19 protein-coding genes are annotated in these 17,879 nt (G+C 73.0%); 9 read left to right on the top strand and 10 right to left on the bottom strand.

All coding sequences use genetic code 11. The annotated features are described in order from the left end of the window. The first annotated feature begins 116 nt into the window (after positions 1-116). The 5 genes from STRVI_RS14220 to STRVI_RS14240 all read left to right on the top strand — a co-directional run bounded on the left by STRVI_RS14220 (position 117) and on the right by STRVI_RS14240 (position 6,074). On the top strand, positions 117-557 hold the full coding sequence (locus tag STRVI_RS14220; protein WP_014056346.1) for an Lrp/AsnC family transcriptional regulator: 441 nt from the start codon (positions 117-119) through the stop codon (positions 555-557). Positions 558-640: 83 nt separating this feature from the next. Beyond that, positions 641-2,284 carry an amidohydrolase gene (locus tag STRVI_RS14225; RefSeq protein ID WP_014056347.1) on the top strand — a complete coding sequence of 548 codons (1,644 nt, stop codon included), beginning with the start codon at positions 641-643 and terminating at the stop codon, positions 2,282-2,284. A 577-nt stretch (positions 2,285-2,861) separates the two neighbouring features. Then, complete coding sequence (lnt, locus tag STRVI_RS14230; RefSeq protein WP_014056348.1) at positions 2,862-4,667, top strand: apolipoprotein N-acyltransferase; 1,806 nt, start codon at positions 2,862-2,864, stop codon at positions 4,665-4,667. Positions 4,668-4,921: 254 nt separating this feature from the next. Further along, the gene (locus tag STRVI_RS14235) at positions 4,922-5,806 is read left to right on the top strand and encodes a polyprenol monophosphomannose synthase (protein ID WP_078505725.1); all 885 of its coding nucleotides are present in this window, start codon (positions 4,922-4,924) and stop codon (positions 5,804-5,806) included. Positions 5,807-5,885: 79 nt separating this feature from the next. After that, the gene (locus STRVI_RS14240; RefSeq protein ID WP_014056350.1) at positions 5,886-6,074 is read left to right on the top strand and encodes a Rho termination factor N-terminal domain-containing protein; all 189 of its coding nucleotides are present in this window, start codon (positions 5,886-5,888) and stop codon (positions 6,072-6,074) included. Between the two features lie 25 nt (positions 6,075-6,099). On the opposite strand, the gene STRVI_RS14245 is transcribed toward STRVI_RS14240, so the two are convergent. Genes STRVI_RS14245 through STRVI_RS52635 form a run of 6 tightly spaced genes read right to left on the bottom strand, consistent with a single transcriptional unit; the run spans position 6,100 to position 9,960 of the window. Next, complete coding sequence (locus STRVI_RS14245; RefSeq protein WP_014056351.1) at positions 6,100-7,929, bottom strand: complex I subunit 5 family protein; 1,830 nt, start codon at positions 7,927-7,929, stop codon at positions 6,100-6,102. A gap of 4 nt (positions 7,930-7,933) precedes the next feature. After that, positions 7,934-8,278 (bottom strand): sodium:proton antiporter, encoded by a 345-nt coding sequence (locus STRVI_RS14250; RefSeq protein ID WP_014056352.1) that lies wholly within the window; start codon positions 8,276-8,278, stop codon positions 7,934-7,936. Next, complete coding sequence (locus tag STRVI_RS14255) at positions 8,275-9,093, bottom strand: MnhB domain-containing protein (protein WP_014056353.1); 819 nt, start codon at positions 9,091-9,093, stop codon at positions 8,275-8,277. The genes STRVI_RS14250 and STRVI_RS14255 overlap by 4 nt, the downstream gene beginning before the upstream one ends. Further along, positions 9,090-9,368, bottom strand: coding sequence for a DUF4040 domain-containing protein (locus STRVI_RS14260; protein WP_014056354.1), 279 nt, complete (start codon positions 9,366-9,368; stop codon positions 9,090-9,092). Before STRVI_RS14260 ends, STRVI_RS14255 begins: the two co-directional genes overlap by 4 nt. Then, positions 9,365-9,799, bottom strand: a complete 435-nt coding sequence (locus tag STRVI_RS14265; protein ID WP_014056355.1) for an MrpF/PhaF family protein — start codon at positions 9,797-9,799, stop codon at positions 9,365-9,367. The genes STRVI_RS14260 and STRVI_RS14265 overlap by 4 nt, the downstream gene beginning before the upstream one ends. Further along, the gene (locus STRVI_RS52635; protein WP_014056356.1) at positions 9,796-9,960 is read right to left on the bottom strand and encodes a hypothetical protein; all 165 of its coding nucleotides are present in this window, start codon (positions 9,958-9,960) and stop codon (positions 9,796-9,798) included. Before STRVI_RS52635 ends, STRVI_RS14265 begins: the two co-directional genes overlap by 4 nt. Before the next feature lie 250 nt (positions 9,961-10,210). On the opposite strand from STRVI_RS52635, the gene fxsA reads away from it, so the two are divergent. Further along, positions 10,211-10,816 (top strand): FxsA family membrane protein, encoded by a 606-nt coding sequence (fxsA, locus tag STRVI_RS14270; protein WP_043235907.1) that lies wholly within the window; start codon positions 10,211-10,213, stop codon positions 10,814-10,816. Between the two features lie 108 nt (positions 10,817-10,924). On the opposite strand, the gene STRVI_RS14275 is transcribed toward fxsA, so the two are convergent. Both STRVI_RS14275 and STRVI_RS14280 read right to left on the bottom strand, forming a co-directional pair. Next, positions 10,925-11,299: an RNA polymerase-binding protein RbpA gene (locus STRVI_RS14275; RefSeq protein WP_014056358.1), complete on the bottom strand. Its 375-nt coding sequence runs from the start codon at positions 11,297-11,299 to the stop codon at positions 10,925-10,927. A 256-nt stretch (positions 11,300-11,555) separates the two neighbouring features. Continuing rightward, a complete protein-coding gene (locus STRVI_RS14280) occupies positions 11,556-12,212 on the bottom strand; it encodes a YczE/YyaS/YitT family protein (protein WP_014056359.1) in 657 nt (218 codons plus the stop codon). Between the two features lie 96 nt (positions 12,213-12,308). Here STRVI_RS14280 and STRVI_RS14285 point away from each other — a divergent pair, with 96 nt between their 5' ends. Continuing rightward, entirely contained in the window at positions 12,309-13,832 is a 1,524-nt protein-coding gene (locus STRVI_RS14285; protein ID WP_014056360.1) for a PLP-dependent aminotransferase family protein, read from the top strand. Positions 13,833-13,912: 80 nt separating this feature from the next. On the opposite strand, the gene STRVI_RS14290 is transcribed toward STRVI_RS14285, so the two are convergent. Both STRVI_RS14290 and STRVI_RS14295 read right to left on the bottom strand, forming a co-directional pair. Further along, positions 13,913-15,541, bottom strand: a complete 1,629-nt coding sequence (locus tag STRVI_RS14290; RefSeq protein WP_014056361.1) for a membrane protein — start codon at positions 15,539-15,541, stop codon at positions 13,913-13,915. A gap of 1 nt (position 15,542) precedes the next feature. Continuing rightward, a complete protein-coding gene (locus STRVI_RS14295) occupies positions 15,543-15,737 on the bottom strand; it encodes a hypothetical protein (protein ID WP_014056362.1) in 195 nt (64 codons plus the stop codon). A 241-nt stretch (positions 15,738-15,978) separates the two neighbouring features. On the opposite strand from STRVI_RS14295, the gene STRVI_RS14300 reads away from it, so the two are divergent. Further along, a complete protein-coding gene (locus tag STRVI_RS14300; protein ID WP_014056363.1) occupies positions 15,979-16,401 on the top strand; it encodes an ankyrin repeat domain-containing protein in 423 nt (140 codons plus the stop codon). 187 nt (positions 16,402-16,588) lie between these two features. Further along, complete coding sequence (locus tag STRVI_RS14305) at positions 16,589-17,842, top strand: ROK family transcriptional regulator (RefSeq protein ID WP_014056364.1); 1,254 nt, start codon at positions 16,589-16,591, stop codon at positions 17,840-17,842. Positions 17,843-17,879: the final 37 nt, after the last annotated feature.

Raw genomic sequence — 17,879 nt, forward strand, 5'->3', positions numbered from 1 at the left:
CATGAGGAGATGTGTCGTTCGTCACATGCCCGGTGCAGGTGCGGCGTACGGGCGTCTGTGTCCGGTGTGCCCACCCGTTGTGCCGGAGCCCTCCCGACCACATAAGGTGAACGGCTGTGGAGGAGTTGGACAGACAGATCGTGGAGCTGCTCGTCAAGGACGGCCGGATGAGCTACACGGACCTGGGCAAGGCCACCGGCCTGTCCACATCGGCCGTGCACCAGCGGGTTCGCCGCCTCGAACAACGGGGCGTGATCCGCGGCTATGCCGCCGTCGTGGACCCCGGGGCCGTCGGGCTGCCCCTTACCGCGTTCATCTCGGTCAAACCCTTCGACCCCAGCGCGCCCGACGACATCTCCGAGCGGCTCGCCGAGGTGCCCGAGATCGAGGCGTGCCACAGCGTCGCGGGCGATGAGAACTACATCCTCAAGGTGCGCGTCGCCACCCCGCTGGAGCTGGAGCACCTGCTCAGCCGGATCCGCTCGCTGGCCGGGGTCTCCACCCGCACCACCGTGGTCCTCTCCACGCCCTACGAGGCGCGCCCGCCGCGCGTCTGAAACGCCCGGCCCCTCGTAACGCCCGGCCCCTCTTGCCGGGCCCCTTCCGATCCCCTCATCTGATACCCCCGAGGCAGCCCGCCGTGAACGACCCGACCCCCGCCCAGGCCCCCGAAGGCCGTACCGTCCTGCTGCGCGGAGGTGAGGTCCACAGCCCCGCCGATCCGTTCGCGACCGCGATGGTCGTCGAGCGCGGCACCATCGCCTGGGTCGGCTCCGAAGGGGCCGCGGACAGCTTCGCGGACGGCGTGGACGAGATCATCCCGCTGGACGGGGCGCTGGTGACCCCCGCGTTCACCGATGCGCATGTGCACACCACCGCGACCGGGCTCGCTCTCACCGGACTCGATCTCACCGGCGCCCGTACGCTCGCCGACGCGCTGGAGCGGGTGCGCGCCTTCGCCGCCGCCCACCCCGCCGACCGGGTGCTGCTCGGCCACGGCTGGGACGCCGCCCGCTGGCCCGAGGGACGGCCCCCGTCGCGGGCCGAACTCGACGAGGCGACCGGCGGTCGCCCCCTGTATCTCACCCGCATCGATGTGCACTCCGCCGTCGTCACCACCGCCCTCCTCGACCGCGTCCCCGGCGTGTCGGACCTGGCCGGCCACCGTCCCGGCGCCCCCTTGACCGGAGCCGCCCACCACGCCGTCCGGGCCGCCGCCCACGCGGCCGTCACCGAGCGGCAGCGCACCGACGCCCAGCGGGCCGCCCTCGCCCGCGCCGCCTCGCTCGGCATCGGCTCCCTCCACGAATGCGCCGGGCCCGACATCTCCTCCGAGGACGACCTCACCGGGCTGCTGAAGCTCGCCGCCGGGGAGCCGGGACCGCGGGTCCACGGCTACTGGGCCGAGGCCGCGAGCAGCGCCGCCGACCTGGACAAGGTGCGCGAACTCGGCGCCATCGGCGCGGCGGGCGACCTCTTCGCCGACGGGGCGCTCGGCTCGCACACGGCGTGTCTCCACCAGCCGTACGCCGACACGCCGCACACCGGCACCGCCTATCTGGACGCGGCGGCCATCGCCGCCCATGTCATCGCCTGCACCGAGGCCGGCATCCAGGCCGGATTCCACGCCATCGGCGACGCCGCCGTCACGGCCGTCGTCGAGGGCGTACGGGCCGCCGCCGACAAGGCCGGGCTCGCCCGCGTCCGCGCCGCCCGCCACCGCGTCGAACACGTCGAGATGCTCACCCCCGAGACCATCGCGGCCTTCGCCGACCTCGGCCTCACCGCCTCCGTCCAGCCCGCCTTCGACGCCCTGTGGGGCGGCGAGGACGGCATGTACGCCCAGCGGCTCGGCCCCGAGCGGGCCCGCACCCTCAACCCGTACGCGGCGCTGCTGCGCGCCGGTGTGCCCCTGGCGCTCGGCTCCGACTGCCCCGTCACCCCGCTCGACCCCTGGGGCACCGTGCGCGCCGCCGCCTTCCACCGCACCCCGGAACACCGGATCTCCGTCCGCGCCGCCTTCACCGCCCACACCCGCGGCGGCTGGCGGGCCATCGGGCGGGACGACGCCGGCGTCCTGGTGCCCGGCGCGCCCGCCGACTACGCGATCTGGCGGACCGGTGAACTCATCGTGCAGGTGCCCGACACGCGGGTCGCCGGATGGTCGACCGACCCCCGCTCCGGCACCCCCGGCCTGCCCGACCTCACCCCCGGCGGTCAACTGCCCGTCTGCGTGCGCACGGTGGTGGGCGGACGCACCGTCCACCTCCGGCCGGACGAGTGACGAGCGGGCGCCCCGTACCGCCGAACGATGAGCCCCCGGCCTGTCGTGGCATCTGAACATCGTCCGTACTGACCTGGTCATTTGAGGAAACGGCGCAGGTCATGTGGCTGTTGACAGGGTGCGGTCGGTGGCCGGTAGGTTCGGCCTCGTCCACCATTGGACGCCCGACCGGGGAATCTTCACGCAGTCGTCGAACGCCGCTGGGCCAGAGGGAGACGCGCCGCCGTGGTGCGCCGCCACTGGGAGCCAGGTCCAGCGCACGGGGGCGAGGGAGGGATCGCCGGGTCGGCAGGTGCGACCCGGGAGGGGCCCGGACGCTCAGTAGACAACGGCTCTCGGTCGATCCGCAGCCAGCGGGTCCCAGGTCGGCCCGAAGGGCGTCGGGCCCCCACTCCGCACGCGCACACCGGCGGACCGCCCCCCGACTCGGGGGCGGGGCCGCCGCCGGGCGAGGAACCCCCGCCATGGCCGAAGCGTTTCCATAGCCCGAGGTCACAATCCGCACCTCGGGACAACTTCTGGGCGCCCGCGTTATACGGTCACTTCACCACAGCACGACCTGTAGGAAGGCCGCACCGTGCCATCGGGTTCCGACACCACCGCCGAAACCGCCCCCACCGGGCCGGACGCAGACCGTCCGGGTCCGCGGTCCGGCCCCGCCGTCACGCCGCCCACCGGCGGCGCCGTCGAAGGCGGTGACACCGCCGAGGGCGGCGAGACCGGGACCGCGGCGCCCGCGACCGCCTCCGAGCCGTCCGCGTCCGAGCCGTCCACGTCCGAGCCGTCCACCGGAGAGCGGCGGCCCGGCCGGCTGCGCCGTCTGGGCCTGCTCGCCCGCCGCGAGGCGCGGCGCAGCGCGCTCGCGGCGGCCGGCGGGCTCGCGCTCGGCCTCGCCTTCCCGCCGTTCGGGGTGTGGCCGCTGTCCCTGGTGGCCGTCGCCGCCCTGGCCCTGCTCACCCACGGCCGGACCGCCCGCCAGGGCGCCTGGACGGGCTTCGCCTTCGGGGTGCCGTTCTTCCTGCTGCTGCTGAAGTGGCTCAGCGTGGTGGGCTGGGACGCGGTGATCGGCCTGTCGATCATCCAGGCGGCCTTCCTCGCGCTGATGGGGGCCGGCCTGGCCCTGGTCTCCCGGCTGCCGGTACCGGCCCTGTGGCCGCTGTGGACGGCCTGTCTGTGGATCGCCGAGGAGTGGGCCCGCGACCGGGTGCCCTTCGGCGGCTTCCCCTGGGGCCGGCTGGCCTTCGCCAACACCGGCTCGCCCTACACCCCGCTCGCCGCGCTGGGCGGCGCCCCGCTGGTCACCTTCGGTGTCGCGGTGACGGGCGGGGCGCTCGCCTCCGCCGCGCTGCTCCTGTGGCGGCTGAAGCGCGCCGGGGGCCTCTCGCCGCGCGGCGCCCTGCCCGCCGCCGGGGCCGTGGCCGTCGCCGCCGCCGTGACGGTGGCCGGATTCGCGGTGCCCATCCCCACCGCGGCCGACGACTCGGTCGACATCGCGGTCGTCCAGGGCAATGTGCAGCAGCCCGGTATGGATTTCCTGGGCCGCCCCATGATGATCCTCGACAACCATGTGAAGGCGACCCTGAACCTGGCGAAGGACGTCAAGGCCGGCCGGATCGCCAAGCCCGATCTCGTCATCTGGCCGGAAAACGCCTCCGACCTCGATCCCTTCCAGTATCGGGAGGCATACGCCCGGATCGACGAGGCCGTGCGGGCGATCGGCGTTCCGGTGCTGGTCGGCGCCCTGGTCGACCATCCGACCAAGCAGGGCTACGTGGAGAACCAGGGCATCGTCTGGGACCCGAAGAGCGGCCCCGGCGCCTCGTACACCAAGCAGCACCCCGTGCCCTTCGGCGAGTACGTCCCGTTCCGCAAGGAGCTCAGCAAGATCATCACCCGGCTCCAGCGGGTGCCCCGCGACTTCTACCCCGGCGACCACACCGGTGTGCTCAACGTCGGCCCCGCCCGGCTCGGCGATGTGATCTGCTTCGAGGTCGCCTACGACGAGATCGTCCGCGACACGGTCAACGCGGGCGCCCGGGCGATCGTCGTCCAGACCAACAACGCCACCTACGGGCGCAGCGGACAGCCCGAGCAGCAACTGGTCATGTCCAAGCTGAGGGCGATCGAACACGGTCGGCCGGTGATCACCGCGGCCACGAGCGGGATCAGCGCCGTGGTCTCCCCGGATGGCACGATCGAGCAGCGGACGAAAGAATTCACGCAAGATGTGCTCACCGCGCGCATCCCGCTGCGTGACGGCAAGACCCTGGCCGACCGCGTCGGTGCGATCCCCGAGTGGGTGCTCGCTATGGTGGGCGTTCTGTCCTGCGCGGCCGCGATCACGATCGGCCGTCGGGGACGTACGGACGAGAAGGGGCAGTAGCCGTGAGCGACGCACGCGAGGCCGAGGAGCCGCGCCGGAGCAACGACCGTGATGATTCGTCTCACGGGCGGAGAAGCGAACAATCCGACGCCGTGAGCGACGCACGCGAGGCCGGTGAGCCGAGCGCGAAGGCCGAGGAGTCGCTGGCCGGAGCCGGTGAGTCGAGCGCGAAGGCCGAGGAGCCGGGTACCGGAGCCGACGAGCCTAGCGCGAAGGCCGAGGAGCCGGGTACCGGAGCCGACGAGCCCAGCGCGATGGCCGAGGAGCCGCGCACCGGAGCCGAAGCGCCCAGCACGAAGGCCGAGGAGCCGCTGGCCGGAGCCGACGAGCCGCTCACCGACGGCGCGGGCCCGGAGTCGCGCCGCGAGCGCCAGGACGACGGTGGCCGGCGGAAGTACGGTCCGCTCGGTACGACCTTGGTGATCATCCCGACCTATAACGAGGCGGAGAACATCAAGTCGATCGTCGAGCGGGTCCGGAAGTCGGTTCCGGACGCGCACATCCTCGTCGCGGACGACAACAGTCCGGACGGCACCGGCAAGGTCGCCGATGAGCTGGCCGCCGAGGACGACCGCGTCAAGGTGCTGCACCGCAAGGGCAAGGAGGGCCTCGGCGCCGCCTATCTGGCCGGGTTCCGCTGGGGCATCGAGCACGGCTACGGCGTGCTGGTGGAGATGGACGCCGACGGTTCCCACCAGCCCGAGGAGCTGCCCCGGCTGCTCACCGCGCTCAAGGGCGCGGATCTGGTGATCGGTTCCCGCTGGGTGCCCGGCGGCCGCATCGTCAACTGGCCCAAGTCCCGCGAGTTCATCTCCCGGGGCGGCAGCACGTACTCCCGCCTCCTCCTCGATGTGCCGATCCGCGACATGACGGCCGGCTACCGCGCGTTCCGCAAGGAGACGCTCGAGGGCATCGGCATGGACGAGGTCGCCTCCCAGGGCTACTGCTTCCAGATCGACCTGGCCTGGCGGGCCATCAAGGCGGGCTTCCACGTCATCGAGGTTCCGGTCACCTTCATCGAACGCGAGCGCGGCGAGAGCAAGATGAGCCGCGACATCGTCACGGAGGCGGCCTGGCGGGTCATGTCCTGGGGCGTGGGCTCACGGGTCAACAAGATGCTGGGCCGCAAGGAGCCGTAAGCCCGGCTCCGCGCTCGGAGTAGTCCCGCAGGCGTCCTTCCGTCCCGTACCGGACACTTGAGGCGGAAGGAGGCGGAACATGGCTAAAGCGACCACGAAGAGCGGGAAGTCGACGGCGCGCGACATGGCGTCCCGAGGGAGCGACAAGTCGGGCAGCATGGAGATGCGGACCAAGGAGGATCTGTACCGCGAGGCCCAGAAGGCGGGCATCGAGGGCAGGTCCCAGATGTCCAAGAGTCAGTTGATCTCGGCACTGCGCCACCGCTGACCACGGGACCGAGCGAGCCTCGGGCTCAGCGGACCCCCGGGACGGTCAGCACCGTGAGCAGCGCCGTCCCGGCGACCAGCCAGGCGACGTAGTCGCCGATATGCCCGGACTGCAGCCGCCGTACGGGCGCGAGTAGCGCGGCCGTCCCGGTGCGGACCGGCCGCCGTACCGCCAGTGTGGCCAGGGTGATGGCGAGGGCAGTGGAGAGCAGCCCGAGCAGGATCCCGGTCGCCTGCCAGTGTGGCGGCACGGAGGCCGGGACGGCCGCGGCGCGTCCGTCCAGCACCGACCGCCGGTAGCCGCCGGTGTCGGTGAACAGCGCCCCGGCCCGGCCCACCGCGGACGCGACGGCCGGGATCACCCCGACGGCCAGCGACGCGGCCAGCAGCACGGCGGGCACCGCCAGCAGCGGCACCGGGATGCGCGCGAGGCGGCGGCCGGTCTCGGGCTCCTCCTCGCCGGTGGTCTCCGGACCGCTCTCCCGCCCGTCCCGGGGCCGCCGCCCCACTCCGGCGAAGATCCGCAGCCCGGCGCGCAGCACCGCGCCCCCGGTCACCGCCGACACCAGGACGTAGAGCGCGGGCAGCCATGCGGCGGTGTGCCCCGCGGCCTCCTCGGCGACGGCCTTGCCGAGCCCGGAGCCGAACGGCGGCAGCCCGCACAGCGCCAGACCACCCACCGCGAACAGGGCCCCGACCTCCGGCAGCTCCCGGGCCCGGCCGAACAACTCGTGCTCGTCCACCGACGCGTACCGGTCCAGCAGCACCCCGGCGCAGGCGAAGAGGGCCGCCTTCACCCCCGCGTGGCCGAGCACGTACAGCGCCGTGCCCGAGATCCCCTCGGGGGTCAGCACGGCGACGCCGATCAGGAACAGCCCGGTGTGGGAGACGGTCGAGAACGCCAGCAGCCGTTTGAGATGGCGCTGCTGCCAGCACATCACCGCCCCCAGCAGCGCCGTGAGGACGCCCAGCACCAGCAGGGCGCGGGTGAAGTCGGGGTGGGAGAGACCGCCGGGCCCGGCGAAGACCGTCCAGTAGACCCGGGCGACGCCGTAGACGCCCAGCTCCACCATCACCCCGGACAGCAGCATGCACACGGGCGTCGGGGCGACCGCGTGCGCGTCCGGCAGCCAGAAGTGGAACGGGACGGCGGCCGCCTTCACCAGCAGACCCGTCGTCACCAGGACGAAGGCGGCGAGCACCAGCCCGTCCGGCCCGCCCGCGTCCAGCTTCCGCCCGATCTGGGCGAACCCCAGCTCCCCGGTGCGCGCGTACAGCAGCGTGATGCCCAGCAACGTGACGTAGGCGCCCAGGGAGTTCACCACCCCGAAGGCCAGCGCGCCCTGCAGCGGTTTGGGCTCCTCGACCCGGAAGCCGGTCAGCGCGTAGGCGACCACGCCCATCAGCTCGAAGAAGACGAAGGCGTTGAACAGATCGCCGGTCAGCGCGAAACCGCACATGCCCGCCTGGAACACCAGGATCAGCGCGGGGAAGGAGCCGGTGTGACGGCGCGGCGGCTGCTCGAAGTAGCGCCAGGAGTAGACGAGGACGGCGATGACGAGCAGCGAGGCCAGCGCCGCGAGCCCGGCGCCCAGCGGATCGCCGACCAGCACGATGCCCACCGCGCCGCCGCCCACCGGCCGCCAGCCGCCCACCCACTCCACCGGATACGCCTCCGGCCCGGGATGACCGGCCCGGAACAACACCAGGAGCGCCAGTACGGCGGTGGCGGTCGCGAAGGCGCAGCCCAGAACGTCGGAGGCGAGCCGGGGCAGCCGCCGTCCGGTGGCTACCAGCACCGCCGCGCCCATCAGCGGCGCCGCCACCACCAGCGGCAGCAGTCGCGCGGTCTCCACCCGGTCAGCCCTTCAGCTCGGACAGGGCGTCCGGGTCGACCGTGCCATGGCGTTTGCGGAGCTGGACGACGAGCGCGAGCAGCAGCGCGGTCACGGTCGCGCCGACCACGATGTCGGTGAGGGCGAGGGCCTGGACGACCGGGTCGACCACCCGGCTGTCGGTGGGCGCGTCGGCGAAGACCGGGGCGGTGCCGCCGTCGCGGTAGCCGACGGCGAGCAGCAGCACATAGGTGGAGGACTGGGTGACCGCCAGGCATCCCACGGCATGGATCAGGTCCCGGCTGGTCACCAGCCCGTACACACCGATCAGAAAGATCCATCCGGCGACCAGGTACGGCAGGACCGTCACGCTCGCTCCCTCTCGTCGTCTCCGTTGTCCCCGCTGTCTCCGTCGGCTCCGCTGTCCCCTGCGCCGCGCGGGCTCCCGTCGTCCGCCCCGGGCTCCTCGATCTCCACGGCCTGGTCCAGGAAGCGGGCCAGCAGGACCACGACCCCGCTGGCGACCTCCAGGCCGACGGCCGCGTTGAGCACCGGCACCGTGCCGCCCGAGGACAGGGTCGCGAAGGTGCCGAACGGCAGGACGTTGGCGAGGAACGCCGACCCGGCGAGGACGGCCGCGAGCCCGGTGATGACATAGGCCACCTCGCCCGCGGCCTCCCCGATCTCGTAGAGCGTCAGCGGCCGGACCCGCTCCAGGGCCCGGTAGTCGGCGGCGATGTAGAGCAGATGCAGCGCGGTGGCGGCGACCACCCCGCCCTGGAAGCCGCCGCCCGGGCTCAGCTGACCGTGCGCGATCACATACAGCCCCACCAGCAGGGCGAGCGGCAGCATCAGCAGCGCGAACCGGCGCACCCGGGGGTGGACCACGGCGGGCTCGGGATCCTTGCGGTGCTCGTCCCGGCCCTGGCGCAGCAGCACCACGGTGCCGAGGACGGCGGAGAAGAGGATGGTCTCCTCGCCGAGCGTGTCGAAGGCGCGCAGATCGAAGTTGACGGACGCGATGACATTGGCCGTGTGATGGCTCAAGGAGGCGTGCACGGCCCGGACGCCGTACGGGTGGTGGCCGGTGCCGAACGCCGGCAGACCGAAGCAGGCGACGGCGAACAGCACGGCGAACCCGGCGGCGCCCACCAGGAAGACCCACAGCCGGACCCGGGCGCTCATCGCTCACCGCCCGCCCGCTTGTCCGCGCCGCCGTCCCCCGGGCGGCGCCGCACCTTGCGCACGGTCAGCAGGATCATCAGCGGCGTCACCGCGGAGCCGACGGCGAGCTGCGAGAGCGCGACGTCCGGCGCCTGGAGGAAGGTGAACAGCAGGGCCAGCGCGAGGCCGAGGAAGGACAGCACCAGCGCCTGCCGCACCGGGTCCCGATTGAGTACGGCGGCGGTGGCGGCGCCCGCGACCAGCAGCAGCGCGACGACGATCAGCACATCGGTCATGCCGTGATGCCCCCGTTTCCGCCGCGGGCGCTGGTCACCACGCTGCCCGCGATCAGCAGTGCGCCGATCAGCAGCAGCTTCGCCATGGCCCGGCCGGGCCCGGTCGCCACGCACAGCGGCAGCACCGTGGCGGGCACCCCCACCAGCGCCGTCCACCGCACCAGCCGCGAGTCGGGCAGGACGCCCAGAAAGCGGGCGTAGACCAGCGTTCCGGTCGGGCCGAGCACGCTGACCACCAGCGCCACATCGGTGTACGAGGTCCGGTGGAAGCCCTGCGCGGCCAGCAGCAGCACCAGCCCGGCCAGCAGCGAGGTGAGGTTCTGGCCGATCAGCCGGTCCTTGGGCGAGCCGTAGGCGATCCGCCACAGCACCGGAACGAGTGCGAGCAGCGGCACCAGCGCCGCCGCCAGCCAGCCCTCGGAGGTGCTCACCGGCCCGTCACCGCCCGGCGCCCGGCGCGGGCGAGCAGGGCGGCGGCCAGCGCGGCGGCCGAACCGACCAGGATCTCCAGGGGGTCGACGGTGCCGATCAGCACCAGCCAGATCCCGGTCAGCGCCGCCCACCACACCAGGACCTCCAGCACACCCGTCATTCGACACCTCCGCCGACAGCGCGTACCCGGACCGCCACCGCCGATTCCCCGCGGATTCCGTCCGGTCTCCTTCGGACCCCTCCTTGGACCCCTCCTTGGACCCCTCCTCGGACTCCTCTTCGCACTCCTTTTCCGGCTGCTGGAGCCTCTGGGACACCTCGCACGTTGGAACCCATGAGATCCCCTCGATCCCCTTGGCCACGCGGCCCCGGGCTCCGTTTCGCGCACGGGTCCGGGCACACTTGGAGGCATGATGACCGGCGCATCCCAGCAGAGCGACCCGACCCGCCCGAAGCGCTCACGCGCCCGCACCTTCGTGCCGCTGGGGATCGCCGCCTGGCTGGTTCTGGAGATCTGGCTGCTGACCCTGGTGGCGGATCTGGCCGGTGGGCTGACCGTCTTCCTGCTGCTGGTCGCGGGCGTGGTGGTGGGCGGGGCCGTGGTCAAGCGCGGTGGTCGCCGGGCGTGGCAGAGCCTGGCCGGGTCGATGCGGCCGGGCGGTGCCGAGGAGCCCTCGGTGCGGCCCGGAAGCTCCTTCACCATGCTCGGCGGGCTGCTGCTCATGGTGCCGGGGCTGATATCGGACGTGGCCGCGCTGGTGTGTCTGTTCCCGCTGACCCGGGCGCTGCTGCGGCGCCGTGCGGAGAGCGCGCTGTCGCGCCGGATGGGCTTCGTCCCCGGATCCCCGTCCGACCCCTTCGTTCAGGCCCGTGAGGAGTGGGAGCGCCGGGGCGGGCAGGCGCGCGCGGAGCAGGGCACGGTCATCCAGGGCGAGGTGATCAAGGACGGGGACGACCGGGACCGGGACGGCGATGGAGAGCCGGGCCCCGGGCTGCGGCCACGCGACCGGGGCTGAGCCACCGGGGCTGAGCTACCGGGGTCGTACCAACGCGAACAAGGGCCGGGGCCACTGCTGAGCAGTGGCCCCGGCCCTTGTTATCTATCTCAGTGCTGCCGCTTGGATTCAGGCAGACTTACGGGTGTCCCGCGGATGCACGGCGATGTTCATGGCGCCGGAGCGCAGGACCGCCAGCCGCTCGGCCAGCACCTCCTCGAGCTCCTCGCGGGTGCGCCGCTCCATGAGCATGTCCCAGTGCGTGCGCGCAGGCTTGCCCTTCTTCTCCTCAGGTCCGTCGCCGTCCACCAGGAGTGCCATGGCGCCGCACGCCTTGCACTCCCACTCCGGCGGGATCTCCGCCTCTACCGAGAACGGCATCTCAAATCGATGGCCGTTCTGGCATGCGTACTCCACCGCCTGGCGCGGGGCCAGATCGATGCCGCGGTCGGTCTCGTAGCTGGTCACCACGAGTCGCGTGCCGCGGAGAGCTCGCTCACTCATGAATCGTGCCTCCCGGGCTTGTCGCCCACAGGACAGGTGTCGCTGTCGTCGTCATCCGGTCAACGTCCGGTCGGCGGTGAAGATTCCCGTATTGGGACATGCGTCGCCCGTCGTGCCGCCCCGTTGTTCTACCCACAGGCGCCCGGTTTGTCACATCTGCCAGCAGATGTCACCCAGCGTTTCTGGTACTTTAGCGCGCAGTAACGGTCCGCCTGGTAGGCCAAGGGCGTACACTACCGCCCCGATCGCGTCAGCCCTAAATCAGGTCCCGGACCTGGGGCTCGGCACCGCCGCGCGCCACGATCCCGGGGCCCGGCGCCCCGGCGGGCGCGGGGATCGCGAAGACACGCAGGAAGAACTGCGACAGCGGCCCGATGGTCAGCGCGAACAGCACTGTACCCAGCCCCACCGACCCGCCCAGGGCGAAGCCGGTGGCCAGCACCGCGAGCTCGAGCCCGGTCCGCACCAGCCGGAGCGACCATCCGGTGCGCCGGTGCAGTCCGGTCATCAGCCCGTCCCGCGGGCCCGCCCCGAACCGCGCCGAGATGTAGAGCCCGGTGGCCACGCCGCACAGCACGATCGCGAAGAGCAGCATCGGGATCCGCACCGCCAGCGCCTCCTGCTCCGGTATCAGCCACAAGGTGGCGTCCACCATCGGCCCGATCACCATCACGTTCGACACGGTGCCCAGTCCCGGCCGCTCGCGCAGCGGGATCCACAGCAGCAGCGCGGCGAGGCCGACGACGACCGTCACCGTGCCGATCGACAGCGAGGTGTGTTTCGCGACGCCCTGGTGGAAGGCGTCCCAGGGGTCGAGACCGACGGCGGCGCGCAACTGCAGCCCCATGGACGCGCCGTACAGGACGAGCCCCACGTAGAGCTGGACAAGGCGGCGTGGAAGGTGATCGGACAAGGCGGGCTCCTGGTGTGAGTGGCCTGTGGCGTGTCACTCTGTGGCCTGGAACCAGTCCAGTTCTACGGCCAATTTCCGAAAGGTGGACCGCTTTCGATGAGTCCATGGACGTCCGCGGTCGGCGCACCCCAACTGGCCCGGCTGCTCGGGTCGCAGCACACCCGTGACGGCGTGGCCGCCGGGGCCGCGGCCTCACTGACCGGAGGCCGCCGCCTCCCCGCCTACCGCTCCCTCGCCGACGGCGTACGGCTGCTCATCCTGGAGGGCCGGGTTCCGGTCGCGGCACGCCTCCCCGCCGAGCGCGAGCTCGCCACGGCGCTCGCGGTCAGCCGTACCACCGTCGCCGCCGCCTACGAGGCGCTGCGCGGCGAGGGGTTCCTGGAGTCCCGGCGCGGCGCCGGGAGCTGGACCGCCATGCCCGCCGGAAGCCCGCTGCCCACCCGGGGGCTCGATCCGCTCCCGCCCGAGGCCGCGGCCTCCGTCATCGACCTCGGCTGTGCCGCGCTGCCCGCCCCCGAACCGTGGCTCACCCGCGCCATGCACGGCGCGCTGGACGAACTGCCGCCCTACGCCCGCACCCACGGCGACTACCCCGCCGGGCTGCCCGCCCTGCGCCAGGCGCTCGCCGACCGCTACACCGCGAACGGCATACCGACCATGCCCGAGCAGATCATGGTCACCACCGGCGCCATGGGGGCGGTCGCCGCCGCCTGCCGGCTGATGGTCCGGCCCGGGGAGCGGGTCGCCGTCGAATCACCCAGCTACGCCAACATCCTCCAGTTGATGCGGGAGGCGGGCGCCCGGCTGGTGCCCGTGGCCGTGGCCGACCAGCTCGGGGGCTGGGACATCCCGGCCTGGCGCCAGGTCCTCAGCGCCGCCGCGCCCCGGCTGGCCTATGTCATCGCCGACTTCCACAACCCCACCGGCGCCCTCGCCACCGAGGAGCAGCGCCGGCAGCTCGTCGACGCCGCCCGCGCCGCCGGAACGATCCTGATCGCCGACGAGACCATGACCGAGCTGCGCCTGGACGACGAGGTGACGCTGCCCCGCCCGGTCTGCGCCTTCGACCCCGGGGGCAGCACCGTGATCACCGTCGGCTCGGCGAGCAAGTCGTTCTGGGCGGGGTTGCGCATCGGCTGGGTGCGCGCCGCGCCCGATGTCATCCGCAGCCTGGTCGCCGCCCGCGCCTACGCGGACCTGGGCACCCCCGTCATCGAACAGCTCGCCGTCGCCTGGCTGCTGAACACCGGCGGCTGGGAGGAGGCCATCGAGGTGCGCCGGGCGCTCGCCCGCGGCAACCGTGACGCGCTCGTCGACGCCGTCCGACGCCATCTGCCCGACTGGGAGTTCACCGTCCCGCACGGCGGGCTCACCCTCTGGGCCCGTACCGGCGGCCTCTCCGGCTCGCGCATCGCGGAGGCGGGCGCCCGGCTGGGGGTCCGGGTGCCGTCGGGGCCCCGCTTCGGGGTGGACGGCGCGTTCGAGGGGTACGTACGGCTTCCGTTCACCGTCGGGGGAGCGGTCGCCGAGAAGGCCGCCACCCGGCTGGCCGCGGCCGCCGACCTGGTGGCCTCGGGCGCCACGATCGAGGCCGAGTCGCCCCGTACGTACGTGGCCTGACGTGCCGGGACGTGCCCCGGCCGGATGTGCTTCGGCGGGACGTGCTTCGGCGGGTCACCCCGTCGGGCCACTCCGGCGGGTCATCTGCCGACGGGTGCCGGGGCCGTGGGCGCCGCGGGATCCGGGGCGGGGAGCAGTCGGAGCACCGCCTGCCGCTCGGCCTCGCTCACCGCCTCGTCGTACGGATCGGGCGTGGCCGGCACCTGGAGGCGGTGCACCGGGCCCGCGCCGAGGCGCGCATAGCCCCGGCCCGGAGGCACCTCGGGCGTCGGCGTGGTGTGCGGCGGCGTCCCGAGGACGGCCGTGACCTGCTCGGAAGAGACCGGGCCCAGTACCACCCGGGCCCGGGTGTGGCGCCGCACGGCGTCGCTCAGCCCCTCCGCGGCATCCAGTTGATCGGCCACCACGACCCGTACGTTCGCCGCCCGTCCGTGCCGCAGCGGCACGGCCAGCAGCTCCTGCGGGTCGGTGCGGCCGTCGGCCGCCGCGAGATGGCTCATCGCCGACGGCCGGTCCAGCAGGATCCACAGCGGGCGCTGGATGTCGTCCGGCGGCGGATGCCCCAACTGGCGGGCGCGGTTGGCGCCGATCAGCCGGCGCTCGGTCTCATGGCCCGCCCACTCCAGCGTGGCCAGCATCCCGGCCAGCCCCGACTCCACCGCCAGCACTCCCGTCCGCCCGCCCAGACACGCGTACTCGCCGGTGCCGCCGCCGTCCACCACCAGCACCTCGCCATGGGGCAGCGCCTGCAGCGCGATGGAGCGCAGCAGGGTCGTGGTGCCGCTTCCGGGCTGGCCGAGCGCGAGCAGATGCGGTTCGGTCGACCGGGGGCCGGTGCGCCAGACCACCGGCGGCACGTCATGGGTCTCCGGTCCGTCCCCCGTCGCCCGCTCGACCCCCGTGCCCGCCGCGTCCACCGCGCTCTCCTCGCAGCGCTCCGGCTCCGCCAGCACCGGCAGCGTCCGCTGCACCGACGACGGGTCGGTGAAGCCCAGCACCGTCTCGCCGGGCGCGGTGACGAAGCGCTGGGCGTGGATCGCGGTGGACAGGGCGGGCAGTACGGTCAGGCTGAGGCCGTTGGCCTCCTCGTCCCACTCGAACAGATATTCACGGCCGCGTCCCGACTTCGCGTACAGCAGTTGCTCGATCCGGGTGCGGGCCGCGGGCTCGCCGTCGGTGAAGTAGGCGGGGTAGCGGAGCCGCAGTCGGGTGAGCCGTCCGTCCTCGTCGAAGGCGAAGGAGTCGAACACCGCGGACCAGTCGCCGCCGTGGCTGTAGAGCGGGCTCGGGTCCTCGGAGGCGGAGAAGTACGGCACCAGGGCCTCGTAGAGCGTGCGCAGCCGCTCGGCCCCGTCCGTGCCGGGCGTCCCCGATGCGGCGGGGGCGCGCCCCCGCCCGGCCCAGCCCGCCGCGCCGAGCAGGCTGATCGCCGCCGTCAGTGGCCCGTACGGCAGCAGGAAGAGGACGAAGCCACAGGCGACCACGAGGACGAACACCGGGCCACGGCGGTCGCCCGGCAGGTCCAGCCACTTGCGCCGTCCGGTGGCGGCCAGCAGGCGCATCCCCCGGGAGAGCGCGACCAGGGGGTGGAGGACGTCGGCGACGCCGTCGGCCGCGGTGCGGGCGAACGCGCGGCCACGGAGGAACGGGATGAGCGGGGTGCCTTCGGCGCCGCCGAGGCGGAGGCGGGGGAGCGGTCTCCGTGCCACGTCAGATCTTGATCCCGCCCAGGAGGTTGGCGAGGCTCGCACCGCCTGCCTTGATGCTCGGCGCGATCGCGGTGGAAGCGAGATAGAAGCCGAAGAGCGCGCAGATGATGGCGTGCGACCCCTTCAGCCCGTCCTTGCGGAAAAAGATGAAGACGACGATGCCGAGCAGTACGACGCCGGAAATGGACAGGATCATCACGGTCTCCTGGCTGATGGGGGACGATCAGTCACCATGAGTGGTTCCAGGATCACAGCATGTATCCGTCGGGCGAAAGGTGCAATTGGGTGGATTATCGGTGTAATCATCACCATGGAGGCGTGGCGCTCCGAGCGGACCGCCGCCTCCCGTGGGGGTGGCCACCTCCTCGGACGACTCGGTCGCCGTCCTTAGGGTGGGTGATCACATACCGAGGCAGCGAAGCCGGAGGCGACAGGCCATGACCCAATCGAACCCCGAGAGCGAGCCCGCCCACGACCCGGAGGTGCTGCAACTGGCGGCCAAGGTCTTCGACCTGGCCCGGCAGGGTGACACCGATACGCTCGCCGCCTACGTGGACGCGGGCGTCCCGGCCAACCTCACCAACGACAAGGGTGATTCCCTGCTCATGCTCGCGGCCTACTACGGCCACCCCGCGACGGTGTCGGCCCTGCTGGAGCGCGGCGCCGACCCCAATCGGGTGAACGAACGGGGCCAGACGCCCATCGCCGGGGCCGCGTTCAAGGGCGAGGAGGAGGTGCTGAGGGTGCTGCTGGCCAAGGGCGCCGACCCGCGCTCCGGATCGCCCTCGGCTGTCGAGACGGCGCGGATGTTCGGGCGGGAGGATCTGCTCGCGCTCTTCCAGGCGTCGGGCGCGGAGTAGCGGGGCCGCGCGGCGGCGGCCAGGGGCGGCTTCCGTCGGCCCGTCGGTTGCCCTTGACGGTCGGACGCCATTGACCGTTCAAAAGGTGAAGCGCGAGACTTCATTCAGACCGTGAGTTAAGCGATGAAACCAGTCGGCGTCAAGAGCGGCCGCGTCAGGTAGGTTCGGGCAGGGGGGAAGGAGCCCGATGGGTCAGATGAACCGACGGACCGTCCGCGACCTGCGGCGCGGCAACCGCTCGACGCTGCTGCGCCAGTTGTACTTCCAGGGCCCGGTGAGCCGTCAGGAACTGGGGACGCTCACCGGGCTCAGCTCCGGTTCGGTCAGCAACGTCGTCGGCGAACTGCTCGCCGACGCGCTGGTGGAGGAGGCCGGGTCCGTCGAGTCCGACGGCGGCCGCCCCCGTACGCTGCTGCGGGTCGCGCCGGGCAGCGGCCATCTCATCGGGGTCGACGTCGGCGAGACCCATGTGCGCGTGGAGCTGTTCGACCTCATGCTGACCGAACTGGCCCGGTGGGAGCATCCGCTGACGCCCGGCGGGCTGGAGAGGGACCCCGAGCCGGTCGTCGGCCACATCCTGACCGGCCTCGAAGCGGTCGTCGCCAAGAGCGGCACGGAGCCGGAGGCGGTCATCGGCGTCGGGGTCGGCGTCCCCGGCGTCGTAGAACAGGGCGACGAGGTCCTCGTCCACGGCCCGACCGCCGGCCGGGACGCGGTGCCGCTGGAGCGGCTGCTGCGCACCGGCACCGATCTGCCGCTGTTCATCGACAACGGCGCCACCGCGCAGGGCCAGGCCGAGATGTGGTTCGGGGCGGGCCGCGGCGCGGACAACGCGGTGATCGCCCTGATCGGCTCCGGCGTCGGCGCGGCCATCGTGACCGCCGGGGCGCCGTACCGGGGCGCGACCAGCAGCGCGGGGGAGTGGGGGCACACCGTCGTCCAGGTCGGCGGGCGCGCCTGCCGGTGCGGTGCGGTCGGCTGCCTGGAGGCGTACGTCGGGGCGCAGGCGGTGCTCGACCGCTACGGGCGCGCGGCGCGCGGCGACCGCGCGGGGGAGGGCGGCGCGGACGGTGCCGGTGAGGGTGGCGCGGACGGTGCCGGTGAGGACCAGCAGGCCGCGTTCGCCGCGATCGTAGGGGCCGCCGGAACCGAGACACGGGCGCGCGAGGTGCTGGAGGAGACCGCCGCCTACCTCGGCGCCGGTATCGCCGATCTGATCAACCTCTTCAACCCCGAGCGGATCATCCTCGGCGGCTGGGCCGGACTGCTGCTCGGCGGCCGGGTCCTCCCCAGGATCCGGGCCGCCACCGCCTCCTACGCGCTGCACCGGCCGTACGCGCAGACCGAGATCGGGCTGGCCGAACTGGGGCCCGACGCCGTGGCGTTGGGCGCGGCCACCCTTCCGCTGGCGCACTTCCTCGCCACCGGCGGAGCGCGCTGAGGGTTCGACTTCTGTCGGTTCAGGGGGAGTTGGGTCA

The organism is Streptomyces violaceusniger Tu 4113 (assembly GCF_000147815.2).
In the GTDB taxonomy this organism is placed as follows: Bacteria; Actinomycetota; Actinomycetes; order Streptomycetales; family Streptomycetaceae; genus Streptomyces; species Streptomyces violaceusniger_A.

Excerpts from the sequence above, each read along its gene's own strand:
- STRVI_RS14235 (WP_078505725.1), top strand. The coding sequence starts at position 4,922 with ATGGCCGAGGAGCCGCGCACCGGAGCCGAAGCGCCCAGCACGAAGGCC.
- STRVI_RS52635 (WP_014056356.1), bottom strand. The coding sequence starts at position 9,960 with ATGACGGGTGTGCTGGAGGTCCTGGTGTGGTGGGCGGCGCTGACCGGG.
- STRVI_RS14295 (WP_014056362.1), bottom strand. The coding sequence starts at position 15,737 with ATGATCCTGTCCATTTCCGGCGTCGTACTGCTCGGCATCGTCGTCTTC.
- fxsA (WP_043235907.1), top strand. The coding sequence starts at position 10,211 with ATGATGACCGGCGCATCCCAGCAGAGCGACCCGACCCGCCCGAAGCGC.
- STRVI_RS14255 (WP_014056353.1), bottom strand. The coding sequence starts at position 9,093 with ATGAGCGCCCGGGTCCGGCTGTGGGTCTTCCTGGTGGGCGCCGCCGGG.
- STRVI_RS14240 (WP_014056350.1), top strand. The coding sequence starts at position 5,886 with ATGGCTAAAGCGACCACGAAGAGCGGGAAGTCGACGGCGCGCGACATG.
- STRVI_RS14285 (WP_014056360.1), top strand. The coding sequence starts at position 12,309 with ATGAGTCCATGGACGTCCGCGGTCGGCGCACCCCAACTGGCCCGGCTG.
- STRVI_RS14275 (WP_014056358.1), bottom strand. The coding sequence starts at position 11,299 with ATGAGTGAGCGAGCTCTCCGCGGCACGCGACTCGTGGTGACCAGCTAC.
- STRVI_RS14305 (WP_014056364.1), top strand. The coding sequence starts at position 16,589 with ATGGGTCAGATGAACCGACGGACCGTCCGCGACCTGCGGCGCGGCAAC.
- STRVI_RS14300 (WP_014056363.1), top strand. The coding sequence starts at position 15,979 with ATGACCCAATCGAACCCCGAGAGCGAGCCCGCCCACGACCCGGAGGTG.
- STRVI_RS14260 (WP_014056354.1), bottom strand. The coding sequence starts at position 9,368 with ATGACCGATGTGCTGATCGTCGTCGCGCTGCTGCTGGTCGCGGGCGCC.